Here is a 12,890-nt window from a genome sequence, read left to right on the forward strand (position 1 = left end):
CTCAGCGGCCTCCTCGCGAGCCCATGCCCATGCCCATCCCGCGCATCGGGTTCTGCCCGCCCCGCTGCCCCTGCCCTTGCTGCGGCCCCGGCGCGCCCGTGACGGGCGCGCTCGCGAGGACGTCGTCGCCCTCGCTCAGCCCCTCGATCACGACCATGTGCGTCCCGTCGGTCGCCCCGGTCTTGATCGGCCGCTCCTCGCCGCTCGTGAGCCGCACGAACCGCCGCTTGCCCGCCGACTGCACGGCCAGGAGCGGCACGAGCAGCACGTCCTTCTGCTCCGCCGTCACGATCTCCACGTCGGCGCTCATCCCCGACCGGAGCAGCGACGCCTTCTTGTCGTTGACGACGATCTCGACGTCGAAGGTCACGACGCTCGACACCTCCTTGCCGAGCGGGCTCACGCGATCGACGACGCCCTGGAACACCCGGTCCCCGTAGGCGTCGACGCGGATATCGACCCGCTGGCCGGGGGCCACGCGGCCGATCTGCGCCTCGTCGATGGCGCCGACGATGCGCAGGTCCGACAGGTCGGCGAGCGTCATCACGGCGCTCCCGCCGCTCACGTTGGTGAGCGCCGACGAGACGAGCGTGCCCTTCTCCACCGCCACGTCGAGCACCGTGCCGGCGATCGGCGCGTAGATCTGCATCTCCTTCACCCGCGTCTCGGCGTCCTGCACCGCGAGCTCGGCCTGCTTGAGCTGCGCCTGAGCCGCGGTCACCTGCGCGCGCCGCAGCGTCATGTTGGCGCCCGCGACCTTGGTCGAGTGCGCCGCCGAGCGGGCGGTGTCGGTCGAGCCCAGGCCGAGCTCGGCGCTCCTCTCGGCGATCTGCTGGCTCACCTCGTTGTTCTTGCGCTCGAGATCGGCGGCCGCGAGCGACGCCTGCGCCGCGCCGAGGTCGGCCTTCACGCGGTCGCGCGCCACGCGCGTCTCGGCGAGCTTGCGCTCCGCGTCCATCGGATCGAGGCGGACCAGGAGCTGCCCGGCCTCGACGTGGTCGCCCTCCTTCACGAGCAGCTCGATGACCTGGCCCGCGGCGCGCGACTTCACCTCGACCTGCACGTCGGGCTCGATCTTCCCGGACGCCGCGGCGGTCTCGGTCAGGCTCCCGCGGCGGATCTCGACCGTGGGGCCGGCGGGCGCCTTCGAGGGCGTCTGATACCAGGCGTAACCGCCGATCGCGAACGTCGCGATGACCGCCGCGGCCACGCCGGACATCAGGTAGCGTTTCTTGTTCCTGTTCATGACGACCTCCTGGGGAGCACCGAAGCGAAGCGATCGAGGAGCGCGCCCGTGGTGTGATCGAGCTGGAAGCGCGAGGTGAGCGCCGTGACCACGGCCCGCAGCTTGCGGAGCTCCGCCTCCCGCAGCGTCTGCTCCGCCTTCACCACGTCGGCCGACGTCGACGTCCCGAGCAGGAGCCGCTGCCGCTCCGCCTCGGCCAGCTCGCCGGCCAGCCGGGCCGTCTCCGTGGCGAGCGCGACCTGATCGGCGGCGGCCTCGAGGGTCACCCGCAGCGAGGTGATCTCGGCCGCGATCGCCTCGGCGCGCGCCTGGTACCGCGCCTCCGCGATCGCGAGCTGCGTGCGCGCGCGCGCCGCGTCGGCGGGCGCCCGGCCCCCGCCGAACGGCAGCTCGAGGTCGAGCCCGCCCAGCACGCTGAACGCCGGCCGCCCGCCCGGGAGCGAGAGCCCCGGCAGGCGGTCATCGACCCACAGCGTGCCCACGGAGGCGGTCGTGAACACGTCGAGCTTTACCTGGTCGGCGTCCTCCGCGGAGCTCACCCGCGCGCGCTGCGCCTCGAGGTCGGCGCGCAGGGCGGCGAGCTCCTGGGACCGCTCGCGCGCGGCGCGGGTCAACGCGTCGGTCGCGGGGAGGGCCCCGAGGGAGGGCGGCGCGCCGGCCGGCGAGAGCGACGCGGCCCTCCCCGGGTCCATGCCGAGCGCGCGGCCGAGCGCGATGGCCCGCGCCGAGCGCGTCGCGCGGGCCTGCGACAGCGCGTCCGCGATCGACCCGGCCGAGGTCGAGAACTGGAGGACGTCCACCCGCGTGCCGGTGCCGAGCGTCTCGGCGCGGGTCTTCGCGTCGTTCAGCTGCCGCTGCGCGGCGGCGAGCGCCTGCTCCTGCACGCCGATCGCGTGCTCCGCGTACCAGAGCTCCCAGTACGCATCGAGCACGTCGAGCGCTGTCTGGCTGGCCGCGAGGTCGCGCTCACGCTCCGCGGCGATCGCCGACGCCTCCGCCTGCACGATCGGCGCGAGGACCGCGTCGGTCCCGGCGCCCCGGAGGAGCGGCTGCCGCGCGGAGACGTACGCCTCCGCGGTGTACGCCGGGCTCCGGGCCCCCGAGCCCCACGCCGTGTCCGCCGACGCGCCCGCCTCGAGGCCCGTCCCGATGTCGGTCGTGTACCGGAGGGCCACGTTCGACGCGACGGTGGTGCTGCCCGAGCGCGTGACCCCGGCGTCCCCGTTGCGTAAGGCCTCGGTGTACTGTCCGGTCACGGAGGCGGAGAGCGTGGGCTTGCGGGCGCCTTGCTCGGCGGCGACGGCCTGCCGCGCGGCGGTGGCCTCGAGCAGGGCCGCGCGCAGCGACGGGTTCTGCGAGGCCGCGCGGCCGACCGCCTGCTCGGCGGTGAGCGTCTCGGCGCGCGCCGCGCTGCTCAGCGAGCACGTGGCGATCACGGCGAGGGACGCCAGCCACGGCAAGGGAACGGAGCGAGTGAGCGTCATGGATCCCAGGCTAGGGTGCAGTGTCTCAAGAGGTGTCCGGTTCGTGTAAAGATTCGTCAAGAGCCTTTTGACCAGGCCTTACACGGCGCCGCGGCGGCCGCGCTACAGTCCCCGACATGGCGGATCCGCCTCATATCCTGGTCATCGATGACGACGCCGAGCTCTGCGAGCTCCTGGCCGAGCTCCTCGGTCAGGAGGGCTACGCGGTGGAGAGCGCGCGCGACGCGATCTCCGGCCTCGCGCGCGCGCAGGAGGGGCCGTTCACCCTCGTGGTGCTCGACGTGATGCTGCCCGGACTCAACGGGTTCGAGGTGCTCACGCGGCTCCGTCGGAGCTCGCGGGTCCCTGTCCTGATGCTCACCGCGCGGGGCGAGGACGTCGACCGCATCGTCGGCCTGGAGATGGGCGCCGACGACTACCTGCCGAAGCCGTTCAACCCGCGCGAGCTCGTCGCCCGCGTGCGCGCGCTCCACCGGCGCGCATCCCACGCGGTCGCGGCGGCCGCGCCGGGGCCGAGCGCTGCGGAGGCGCAGAACGTCCTCACGGTCGACGATCTCGAGGTGTTCCCTGCCGCGCGGCGCGTCCGGGTTCGCGGCGAGGAGGTCCGGCTCACGACGGCCGAGTACGACCTGATCGAGGTCCTGGTCCGGCAGGCGGGGGCGGTGGTCTCGCGCGAGGACCTCGCGCGGCGCGTCCTCGGCCGTCGCCTCGCGGCGTACGACCGCGGCATCGACATGCACGTCTCCAACCTCCGCCGCAAGCTCGGTCCCGGTCCGAGCGGCAGCGAGCGCATCAAGACGGTCCGCAACGCGGGCTACATCCTGGCCCGGGAGGGCGCGTGAGGCGCCTGCCTCGGAGGGCGTTCGTGAAGCGCCTTGGCCTCGGAGGCGGCGTGAGGCGCCTTGGCCTCGGAGGGCGCTCGTGAAGAGCCTGTTCCTGCGACTCCTTGTCTCGCTGTGGATCGCGATGGCGCTCCTCGTCGGCCTGTTCGCGGGGATCCACGGCTGGGCGTTCTCCGCCGAGTCGAGCTCGCTGCGCCGCCGCCTGAGCACGCGCAGCGTCGAGCTCCGGGCGGAGAGCGCGCTCTCCTGCGCGCGGGACGGGCTCTCCGGCTGCGAGCAGCGCCTCGCGCCGATCGAGCCGCGGGATCTGCGCGTCGCGGTCTACCGGTCGGGCGCGCTCGTGAGCGGCGAGCCCATCGAGGGAGCGCGAGGCGTCGAGGAGCAGGCGAGGCGCTCGGCCGACGGCATCGCGGTCGAGGTGAGCGAGCGGGAGCTCGTCGCGGTCGTCCTGCGCCGCGACCCTTCCTTTGCCGCGGTCGCGACGGGTCCGGTCCGGTCGCCGTGGATGTTCTTCATCGTGCCGGAGACCTTGCCGCTCCGGCTCCTCGCGATCGTGGTCGTGACCGGGCTCGTCGCGGTGCTCCTCGCGCGCTACCTGTCACGTCCGATCCACATCCTGCGCGGCGCCACGCAGCAGATGGCCGCGGGCGATCTCTCGGTCCGCGTCGCGCAGCAGCTCGCGGGCGCCGACGGCGAGACGCTGGCGCTCGGGCGCGACATGGACCGCATGGCCGAGCGCATCGAGGAGCTCCTGGAGACGCAGCGCCGGCTGCTCCGTGACGTCTCGCACGAGCTCAGGTCGCCGCTCGCGCGGCTCAACATCGCGCTGGAGCTCGTCCGCCGCCGCTCCCCGCCGGACGTGGAGCCGGCGTTCGATCGGATCGAGCGGGAAACGGAGCGGCTCAACGGGATGATCGGCGAGTTGCTCACGCTGAGCCGGCTGGAGTCGGGCCGGGGCATGGAGCGCACCGAGCGGGTGGATCTGACCGCGCTGGTGGAGCAGCTTGTCGACGACGCCGCGTTCGAGGCGGAGCAGCAGGGGTGCTCGGTCGAGCTCGGGGCGCGCGACGCGTGCTCCCTGGACGGGAGCGAGGAGCTGCTCCGGCGCGCCATCGAGAACGTCGTGCGCAACGCGGTGCGCTTCACCGGGGCGGGCACCACGGTCCGCATCGACCTCTCGTGCGCCCGCGGCCTCGCCGAGCTGCGCGTCCGCGATCGCGGACCGGGCGTCCCCGAGGAGGCGCTCGAGGACCTCTTCAAGCCGTTCTACCGGGTCGACGATCACCGGGCGCGCGGCGCGGGCGGCACCGGGATCGGGCTGGCGATCACCCAGCGGGCGGTGCTGCTGCACGGCGGCGAGGTCGAGGCGAGGAACGCCGAGGGCGGCGGGCTCGAGGTCGCGCTGCGGTTGCCGGTCGGCGCGGGGGGCTGAGCGGGCTTATCCCTGCTCGTCGCCGCGCGCCGCGCACCGCGATGGCGCATTCATCCGCCAGGGAGCCTCCCACGGCAATGTCGACACGTGGTGACGACCTGACGACCGCTCGACGCCCGCCCTCCCCGATCCACGCCTCGCGTCGCCGGCGCTTCCCAACCCTGCCCCTCGTGCGCCGGGGCGCAAGGCGGCTCGCGCCCGGCGATGGTCCGGGCCGAGCCGGTGTGCTGAACTGCGCGGATGCGCGCCGTTCCTCCGCCCGAGAGCGGGCTCGCCCGCGACCTCGTCCGGATCGGGAGGGCGCTCGCGGGCGACCTCGGTCCGCCGGGCGAACCGGTCATGCTGTCTGGCCGCGCGGACGGCCTGGTCGTGCGGATCGGCGATGTGGTGGTCAAGGCCCATGCGCACGAGACCGACCCACGGGATCTCGTGACGCGGCTGCAGCTCGCGGCGAGCCCGCAGCCCGCCTGGTATGCGACTGGCCTGCTGCCGCCCGAGGTCCTTACCATTCGTGAGTAGGCGACGCAGCCTCTCGTCTTGCGGCGGGCCGCACGTTCAGTCGGTGCGTCGCCCGCTGCGCCACTTGGTGGCATACGGCAGCACGAACAAGTACAGACCGGTGAACAGGAGCAAGGCGAGCGGGAGCAGCGCCAAGAGGCCCACCCAGACGGCAGGCGCCTCCTTTCCCATGGCGACGATGTTGACGATGACGGCCACCGTAAAGGCAATGGACAGCCAGCGGTGAGTCTGCCGAGCCCAATTGTTCCAGGTCAATGGGACCTCCTCTGAAAACGAGCCCGAAGCGGATCGGGCACACCTACGTGACCGCCTTCGGCGAGAGCGCCCTGCTCGCCGAGCGTGACGGAGTGCAGCGGGTAGCCGAGGCGCACGAAGCCGTCGTCGCTCGCTCGCACGTGGAGGACGTGGGCCACGCCGGCGGAGAGCATGGACGACGCGACCAGGCCGGTGGTCACCCAGCAGGCCACGAGCCTCGATCGGCTCATGGGATCCTCGCGAGCAGGTCGACGAGCTTCCCACCCATCATCTTCCAGCCGTAGCGCGCGCCACCAAAGTTCTGCTTCTGGCCCGGTTTGAAGCCCGACTGCAAGAGGGACAGGCGGGTCCCCGACGCCGCGGGCGTGAGCGTGAAGGTCACGACGGTGTCCATGTCGCCGACGACCCATGCATAGCTGAGCTTCCTATGCGCCTCGATCTCGAGGACCCGGCAGTTCACGGTGCCATCCCACCCGGGGTACGGCTGCGTCTTGAACGTGAACGCGGCCCCCGGCTCGAGCTTGAGCTCGACGACGGGCAGGAGCCACTCGGTGAGCAGCACGGGGTCGGTGAGCGCGCGCCACACCTTCTCCGGCGAATGATGCAAATCGAATTCGAATGAAATGGACTCGGTTTGCGATGGGGCGGTCTTGTCGATGGGGTTCATCCGTCCATTTTCTCCAGCAGTTCTTCAAGGCGATCGATGTGGTCCATCCAGAATGCGCGGTAGTGCGCGATCCAGTCGATGAGCGGCTTCATCCCGCGCGGCTCCACCCGGTAGTAGACACAGCGCCCTTCGCGCCGGCCGTTCACCAGGCCGGCGTCTTTCAACGTGGCGAGGTGCTGCGAGACCGCCGGCTGCGAGATGTCGAAGCGCGCCGTGAGGTCCTTCACCGCCGCTTCGCCACGCGTGAGCGACTCGAAGATCGCCCGGCGGCTGGGGTCCGCCAGCGCATGGAAGATCTTGTCTTCGGCCACGGCCGTGCTCATGCACGATTCATAAGCCGACGCTTATCTATTGTCAAGCACGCGGATCGGGCCGCTCTCCTCTCTCCGCCGCCTCCCGAGGACGAGCCCGAGATCTCCGACGTCCTGAAGTCCATCGGAGGACGAGGCGGAGAGCCCCGCCACCGAGCCGTGCGGTGACGACGGGGGCGGCGCGGACGAGCTGCCCTGATCGCCCTCCCGTAGCCCGCGACGAAGCGCGAGGAGACGAGCCAGCGCCGTCTTGAGGCCCTCTCGAACAGCAGCTTGGAGCGCCGGAGCGGTCGTGATGCTCAGGCGCCCTCGGGTTCACCGTCCTGGCCTCTCGGGGTGGGACGCGGTAGGGAGGGCGCCATGCTCAAGCACAACAGCTACTTCAACGGCAATGTCCAGAGCGTCGCCTTCGAGCGCCACGGGCGCCGGCAGACGATGGGCGTCATCGACACCGGCGAGTTTCACTTCTCGACCGAGGCGCCGGAGCGCATGACCGTCGTCGCGGGCGAGCTCGCCGTCCGCCTCGACGGCTCGCAGGAGTGGCGCGTGTACCCGGCGGGGACGTCGTTCGAGGTGGCCGGCAAGAGCGGCTTCGACGTCAAGGCCTCGCAGCCCGCCGGGTACTTCTGCGAGTTCCTCTGAGCGCAGGCGACCGCCGACTACGCCCCCAGCCACCTCCGCTCCAGCTCCAGCGTTGCCGCGTTGTCCGGCACATTGCCGAGGAACTTCGCGCGCCACACCGGATCGCCGATCTTCCTCGCCCGCTCGATCAGGCGCTCGCGCGCCGAGGCGACCGCCATCATCGCCTCCCGCCGGTGGCCGCACGCCGAGAGCGCCTCGGCGTGCGCGAGGCGCACAAGCGACTCGCCCATCTCGGCGCCCACCGACTCGAGCAGGCAGAACGCCTCGGTCGTCGCCGCCAGCGCGTCCACCGCCTGCTCCGCGTCGAGCAGCGCTCGCCCGAGGACCGCATACGCGAACGCGCGCAGCGGAGGCGCGCCGTACAGGATCGCCACCGCGGCGCGCGCCTCGCGCTCCGCCCCTCCGAGATCGCCCGACTGGAGCAGGACCCTCGCGAGGCAGGTCCGCGCGGCGCCCTCCCGGCGCGCGTCGCCGAGGCCCTGGGACGTCGCGATCGCCTCCTCCGCCGTCCGCTGCGCCTCCTCGACGAGGCCGAGCCGCGCGAGCACAGGGCCCAGGCCAAGGAGCGCCCCGAGCCGCGCGTCCGACAGCCCCATCCGCTCCGCGTCCGCGAGCGACGCGCGCAGCGCCGCCTCGGCGCCCTCGAAATCGCCGAGCTCCGCGTAGCAGGAGCCCAGGTTGTTCCTCGCCCAGCAGGCGTTGCGCCGATCGCCGGCGTGCTCGAACGCCGCGAGCGCCGCCTCGAAGCCCGCGAGGCAAGCGCCGGGATCTCCGCCCGCCATCGCCCGGTACGCGCGCGCCTCGTGGAGACGCGCCAGCACCTCGACCTCCTGCTCGGTCTCCTCGGCGTCCTGCTCGATCGCGTCGAGCACCTCGTCCGCGAGCAGGTACCGCCCGCCGAAGACGAGGCGCCCGGCGCCCGCGCACAGGCACACGCTGCGCGCAGGGCGCCCCGACCTCCGCGCCTCCGTGCTCTGCGCGACCCGCAGCAGGCGCTCGACCTGGTCGTGATTCCCGCGCTTCGAGGCCGCGAGGATCATCTGCGTGAGCGCCGAGAACCACGGCGCCGACCCGGGCGAGAGCCGCTCCAGCGCCTCCATCCCCCGCCGCTCCGCCAGCGCGAACTCGCCGCGCCAGAGGTGCGCCTCGGCCTGGCAGAGCCGCAGCGCCCCCGCCGTCGCCTTCGAGGCGCCGCGCGCGATGCCGCGCTCCACCCGCTCGATCGCCGCGCCGAGATCGCTCCCGAGCAGCGCCTGCTCCGCCGCGCGCAGGGTCGCCGTCGCCGCCCGCGCCGGCTCGCCGCCCCGCTCGAAGTGCTCGGCCAGCGCCATCGGGTCCGCCGCCCCCGCCCGCTCCAGCCACTCGCCGGCGAGCCGGTGGCCGAGGCGGCGATCGTGATCGGTCAGCATCCCGTACGCCGCCTCGCGCACGAGCGCGTGCCGGAACCGGTACTCGACCGCCTCCGGCGCGCCCTCGACCGAGCGCCGGACGATGAGCTCCCGCCCCTCGAGCTCGGCGAGCAGCGGGTCGACCTCCGCCCGGCCCACCAGCGCGGCGACCCCGCTCCGCGAGAACGTCTCGCCGAAGACCGCCCCGGCGCGCAGCACCCGCCGCGCCGCGCCGTCGAGCGCGTCGAGCTCCGCCTGCACCATCGCCAGCACCGTCTCCGGCAGGTCCGCGCCCTTGCCCGCCGCCGCGGCGCGGATCTGCTCTTCCAGGTAGAACGCGTTGCCATCCGCGCGCTCCACCAGCGTCGCCACGAGCGTCTGGCTCTCGCCCTCGCCGAGCGCCTGCCGCACGAGCCGCTCGCTCGACCGGCGCGAGATCCCCGCGAGGCGGAGCTTGTGCCCGCGCCGCTCGTCCCACAGCTTCGGGAAGAGCTCGTGCACCTCGGGGCGGCCGAGCGCCATCACCATGAACGGCCGGTCCTTCAGGTTCCGGAGCGCGGCGTCGACCATCGAGAGCGTGGGCAGGTCGCCCCAGTGCAGGTCCTCGAGCACGAGCAGGACCGGGTGCACCGCGCACTCGGCGCGCAGGAAATCCTCCCAGGCGAGGCGCAGCTGGTCGCCCATGAGCATCGGGTTCCGCCGCGCCGCCCGGAGCTGGACGTCGTCGTCCGGGAACGGCGCGCCGACGAGCTCGCCGAGGAACGGCGCGACCCGCGCGGCGTCGAGCGCCGCGTGCCGCTCGACCCGCGCCCGCACCTTGCGCCGCCGCTCCTCGATGGAATCGCCCTCCGAGAGGCCGATCACCCGCCGGAGCGCGTGCGCGAGCAGGCCGAAGGTCGTGCCGGCGCTCATCGGGTCCACCTGCCCGAGCCACACCTCGACCGGCTCGCCGTCCCCCCGGATCGCGCGGACGAGCTCGTGGCGGAGCCGCGATTTGCCGATGCCCGCCGGCCCGGTCACGAGCACGACGCTCGGGGTCGACTCCTCGACGCACCGGGCGAGCTCGTCCCGGATGAGCGACAGCTCGCGCTCACGCCCGACGCACGACGTCGCCTTGCCGAGCAGGTGGGGCACCTCGTCCGGCTCCTCGCGCGCGCCGTGGAGCCACGGGCCGGACTCGCCGGAGGTGATCTCGAACCGCGCCCCGAGCAGCCCCGCCGTCACCTCGTCGATGCGGATCGCCGCCGCGCGGGACGGGGCGCGGCTCCCGGGGAGCAGCTGGACCACGCGGTCGATGAGATCGCCGATCGGCATGCGGGAGGCGATCTCGGCCCGGCCCGTGACGACCGCGACCGGCGCGCCGCCGAGCAGCGCCTGGACGGCGAGCGCGCAGCGCGCCGCCCGCGCCGCGAGGTCGGTCGTCGCGCCGGCGCCGGAGAGCACGACGAGCGGCAGCCGCGCCTCGACGAGCTCGAGCTGGCCCCTGTAGCGCGCCGCCGTGGCGGAGAGCGCCTGCGCGCGCGCCTGCTCGTCGACCTCGGGGAGCGCCGGCTCGGAGGCGGCGGGGGCGAGGCCGTCGCGCGCGAGCACGAGGCACATCACCTTGCGCTCGCCGGTCGTGAGCTCCGGCGGGCGGATGGAGCTCGACGGCGGGCGGACCGAGAGCGTCGCGGGATCCATGAGCGAGGCGAGCTCGGCCGCGACCGCATTGCCGTCGCTCGGCCGACCGTCGGGCGACTTCGACAGCATCCGCGTGACCAGGTCGTCGAGCGCCTCGGACACGTCGTCGCGGAGCCACCGGAGCGACGGCGGCTCCTCGATGAGCACCTTGACGAGCACGGCGAGCCCGCGCGCGCCGCGGAACGGGGCGCGCCCCGAGACGCACTTGTAGAGCACGCAGCCGAGCGCGAAGACGTCGGCGCGCGCGTCGACCTGCGCCTCGCCGCGGGCCTGCTCCGGCGCCATGTAGCCGGGGGTGCCGAGGATGGCGCCAGGCATGGTGAGCTGCTGGTCGAGGCCGGACATCCGGACCACGCCGAAGTCGATGAGCGTGATGCGGTCGATCGCGCCGCCGACGAGGAGCAGGTTGCTCGGCTTGAGGTCGCGGTGGACGACGCCGAGCCGGTGCACGGACCCGAGGGTGGTCGCGATGCGCCGGGTGAGCTTGAGGCTCTCGTCCAGGGTGAACGCTTGCCGGGCGAGGCGCTGGGAGAGGGTCTCGCCGGTGAGCCACTCCATGGCGAGGTACGGGTGGCCGAGGTCGGTGAGGCCGTGCGCGATGTACCGCACCACGCCCGGCACCCGCAGCGTGGCGAGCGCCTGCGCCTCGCGCGCGAGGCGGCTCGAGTCCTGGGAGGCGGCGTTCTGGAGGACCTTGAGGGCGACGGTCTCGCCGGTGCTGAGGTCGCGCGCGCGAAAGACGTGGCCCATGCCGCCGGCGCCAGCGAGCTCCGCGATCTCGAACCGGCCGTCGATGACGTTTCCCGCTCGCATTGCCCCTACCGCCGCTCCCGCGGATCGTCCGTCCTGTGTGGGAGCTACGCGAAGTTTACGAGAATGACCAGCGGTTCGGGGGTGCTGGCGTGTCACCGGAGCCGGGCGCCCCGAGGCTCCGCCTCCCCCATGCAATTCCCACCGATTGCCGCGCTTCGATCGGCATCGTCACCAGAGAGCGCGGCCAGGGGCAACTCTACAGCGTCGAGGCGCCCGGCGCGCCCCCGCCCGCGCGTCCGGCCGCGAGGACACGCCGGTATTCCTCCGCCGCCCTCCGGGCGCGCCGAGCGGCCTTTCCAGCGGCTCACGAGGCCGGCAATGCGGGGACATCGGAGCGACCGCGGCGCCCCTCGCCGGTCGTCCCCGTCGCGGCGACGCCCCGCGCCGCCGCGGCGCGCCTGGCGGGTGGCGCTCACCTCACCTCGCCCGCCTCGCCCGCGCCACGGGACTTTTTCGTCCAGGCGACCTCGAGCGCAACGGCCGGGCGATGCGAAGTGGCAGGTGTAGGCGTGGCCTCCTTTTCACGTCGCCCAGCGCGCGATGCTTCCTCTGTCGCGCCCGCGTGATAAATGAGCTTGTCTGGGGACTGGGGGGGGCGACCAGAATGCGCTCGACCCCTTTTTGTCAAGCGAAGGAGGCCGCTCTTGTCAATCGTGCCCGGAACCGTACTGGTCCAGCGCTACCGCGTGGTGCGCCATCTCCGCCGCGAAGGCCTCGGTGAAGTGTTCAGCGCCGAGGACGCGAGCGCTGGCCGCCACGTCGGGGTGAAGGTGCTCGGCGAGCCTCCGATGCGCCTCGACCCGGGGGGCGTGCTCAGCACGCCGGAGCGCATGCCCCTGGAAGAGGCCCAGGCGCGCTTTCAGCGCGAGGCGGCGGCGTGTCAGCGGCTGCGGGGCCCGCACACGCTGCCGTCGATCGATGGAGGCAAGGACCCGGAGCACGGACCGCTCCTCGTGTTCGAGCTGCGCGAGGGGGAGCTGCTCAGCGACCGCCTCGCCCGGCTGGGGCCGATCCCGTTCGGCGCCCTGCACCCGCTGTTCGAGCAGCTCTGGCTGGCGATCGCCGAGCTGCACGAGATTGGCATCATCCACCGCGACATCAGCTCCACGAACGTGCTCCTCGATCGGGGTCCGCACGGCGAGCGGCTGACGCTGCTGGATCTCGGCTCGTGCAAGCTCCCGCCCGCGCAGTCCGACGAGGCGGTGAGCCCGCCGAGCCGGTGTCTCGGCGATTTCAGGTTCGCGTCGCCGGAGCAGCTCGTGAAGGGGAAGACGGTGGATCACCGGGCCGACCTCTATGCGGCCATGACGGTGGTCTTTCAGGCGCTCACCGGCGAGCTCCCCTACGCCGCGCGCAATCTGATGATGCTCGCCGACATGAAGACGAGGACGCCGCCGCGCCGCATCGGCAACCTCATGCCTCCGCCGGTCGACAAGCATGTCGAGGTGTTCGTGAACCGGGGTCTGGCCCACAGCCCGGACCGCCGCTTCGCGAACATCGCCGAGGTGATCGACGGCTGGCGGACGCTGCGCCCCGCCACCTGAACGTCGCGACGGCATTCGCGCGGCGCCCCACCGCTCCAGGCTGGACACCCCCATCAGCGCTCGCTCC

General features: G+C 73.2%; 12 protein-coding genes. 5 read left to right on the forward strand and 7 right to left on the reverse strand.

Translation table 11 applies throughout. The features are described from left to right. Position 1 precedes the first annotated feature (1 nt). On the reverse strand, positions 2–1,246 hold the full coding sequence (locus WMF28_RS23965; protein ID WP_437595611.1) for an efflux RND transporter periplasmic adaptor subunit: 1,245 nt from the start codon (positions 1,244–1,246) through the stop codon (positions 2–4). Next, the gene (locus WMF28_RS23970; protein WP_437595612.1) at positions 1,243–2,730 is read right to left on the reverse strand and encodes a TolC family protein; all 1,488 of its coding nucleotides are present in this window, start codon (positions 2,728–2,730) and stop codon (positions 1,243–1,245) included. The genes WMF28_RS23965 and WMF28_RS23970 overlap by 4 nt, the downstream gene beginning before the upstream one ends. A gap of 116 nt (positions 2,731–2,846) precedes the next feature. Between WMF28_RS23970 and WMF28_RS23975 the strand changes: the two genes are divergently transcribed. The 3 genes from WMF28_RS23975 (at position 2,847) to WMF28_RS23985 (ending at position 5,523) form a co-directional block, all read left to right on the forward strand. Continuing rightward, a complete protein-coding gene (locus WMF28_RS23975; RefSeq protein ID WP_437595613.1) occupies positions 2,847–3,572 on the forward strand; it encodes a response regulator transcription factor in 726 nt (241 codons plus the stop codon). 79 nt (positions 3,573–3,651) lie between these two features. Beyond that, complete coding sequence (locus WMF28_RS23980; protein ID WP_437595614.1) at positions 3,652–5,004, forward strand: sensor histidine kinase; 1,353 nt, start codon at positions 3,652–3,654, stop codon at positions 5,002–5,004. A 240-nt stretch (positions 5,005–5,244) separates the two neighbouring features. Beyond that, positions 5,245–5,523, forward strand: coding sequence for a hypothetical protein (locus WMF28_RS23985; protein ID WP_437595615.1), 279 nt, complete (start codon positions 5,245–5,247; stop codon positions 5,521–5,523). 36 nt (positions 5,524–5,559) lie between these two features. On the opposite strand, the gene WMF28_RS23990 is transcribed toward WMF28_RS23985, so the two are convergent. The 4 genes from WMF28_RS23990 to WMF28_RS24005 are packed head-to-tail and all read right to left on the reverse strand — an operon-like array spanning position 5,560 to position 6,768. After that, positions 5,560–5,778: a hypothetical protein gene (locus WMF28_RS23990; protein ID WP_437595616.1), complete on the reverse strand. Its 219-nt coding sequence runs from the start codon at positions 5,776–5,778 to the stop codon at positions 5,560–5,562. Then, entirely contained in the window at positions 5,775–6,008 is a 234-nt protein-coding gene (locus WMF28_RS23995) for a hypothetical protein (protein WP_437595617.1), read from the reverse strand. The genes WMF28_RS23990 and WMF28_RS23995 overlap by 4 nt, the downstream gene beginning before the upstream one ends. Then, entirely contained in the window at positions 6,005–6,385 is a 381-nt protein-coding gene (locus WMF28_RS24000) for an SRPBCC family protein (protein ID WP_437595618.1), read from the reverse strand. The genes WMF28_RS23995 and WMF28_RS24000 overlap by 4 nt, the downstream gene beginning before the upstream one ends. Before the next feature lie 56 nt (positions 6,386–6,441). Next, positions 6,442–6,768: an ArsR/SmtB family transcription factor gene (locus WMF28_RS24005; protein ID WP_437595619.1), complete on the reverse strand. Its 327-nt coding sequence runs from the start codon at positions 6,766–6,768 to the stop codon at positions 6,442–6,444. A gap of 348 nt (positions 6,769–7,116) precedes the next feature. Here WMF28_RS24005 and WMF28_RS24010 point away from each other — a divergent pair, with 348 nt between their 5' ends. After that, positions 7,117–7,398, forward strand: coding sequence for a pyrimidine/purine nucleoside phosphorylase (locus tag WMF28_RS24010; protein ID WP_437595621.1), 282 nt, complete (start codon positions 7,117–7,119; stop codon positions 7,396–7,398). A gap of 17 nt (positions 7,399–7,415) precedes the next feature. Here the strand turns inward: WMF28_RS24010 and WMF28_RS24015 are convergent, their stop codons facing one another. Further along, on the reverse strand, positions 7,416–11,279 hold the full coding sequence (locus tag WMF28_RS24015; RefSeq protein WP_437595622.1) for a serine/threonine-protein kinase: 3,864 nt from the start codon (positions 11,277–11,279) through the stop codon (positions 7,416–7,418). 653 nt (positions 11,280–11,932) lie between these two features. Between WMF28_RS24015 and WMF28_RS24020 the strand changes: the two genes are divergently transcribed. Further along, positions 11,933–12,823, forward strand: a complete 891-nt coding sequence (locus WMF28_RS24020; RefSeq protein ID WP_437604303.1) for a serine/threonine-protein kinase — start codon at positions 11,933–11,935, stop codon at positions 12,821–12,823. Positions 12,824–12,890: the final 67 nt, after the last annotated feature.

This window comes from Sorangium sp. So ce590 (genome assembly GCF_051521365.1).
Classification (GTDB): domain Bacteria; phylum Myxococcota_A; class Polyangia; order Polyangiales; family Polyangiaceae; genus Sorangium.

Excerpts from the sequence above, each read along its gene's own strand:
- WMF28_RS23965 (WP_437595611.1), bottom strand. The coding sequence starts at position 1,246 with ATGAACAGGAACAAGAAACGCTACCTGATGTCCGGCGTGGCCGCGGCG.
- WMF28_RS24005 (WP_437595619.1), bottom strand. The coding sequence starts at position 6,768 with ATGAGCACGGCCGTGGCCGAAGACAAGATCTTCCATGCGCTGGCGGAC.
- WMF28_RS24010 (WP_437595621.1), top strand. The coding sequence starts at position 7,117 with ATGCTCAAGCACAACAGCTACTTCAACGGCAATGTCCAGAGCGTCGCC.
- WMF28_RS24015 (WP_437595622.1), bottom strand. The coding sequence starts at position 11,279 with ATGCGAGCGGGAAACGTCATCGACGGCCGGTTCGAGATCGCGGAGCTC.
- WMF28_RS23970 (WP_437595612.1), bottom strand. The coding sequence starts at position 2,730 with ATGACGCTCACTCGCTCCGTTCCCTTGCCGTGGCTGGCGTCCCTCGCC.
- WMF28_RS23975 (WP_437595613.1), top strand. The coding sequence starts at position 2,847 with ATGGCGGATCCGCCTCATATCCTGGTCATCGATGACGACGCCGAGCTC.
- WMF28_RS23985 (WP_437595615.1), top strand. The coding sequence starts at position 5,245 with ATGCGCGCCGTTCCTCCGCCCGAGAGCGGGCTCGCCCGCGACCTCGTC.
- WMF28_RS23995 (WP_437595617.1), bottom strand. The coding sequence starts at position 6,008 with ATGAGCCGATCGAGGCTCGTGGCCTGCTGGGTGACCACCGGCCTGGTC.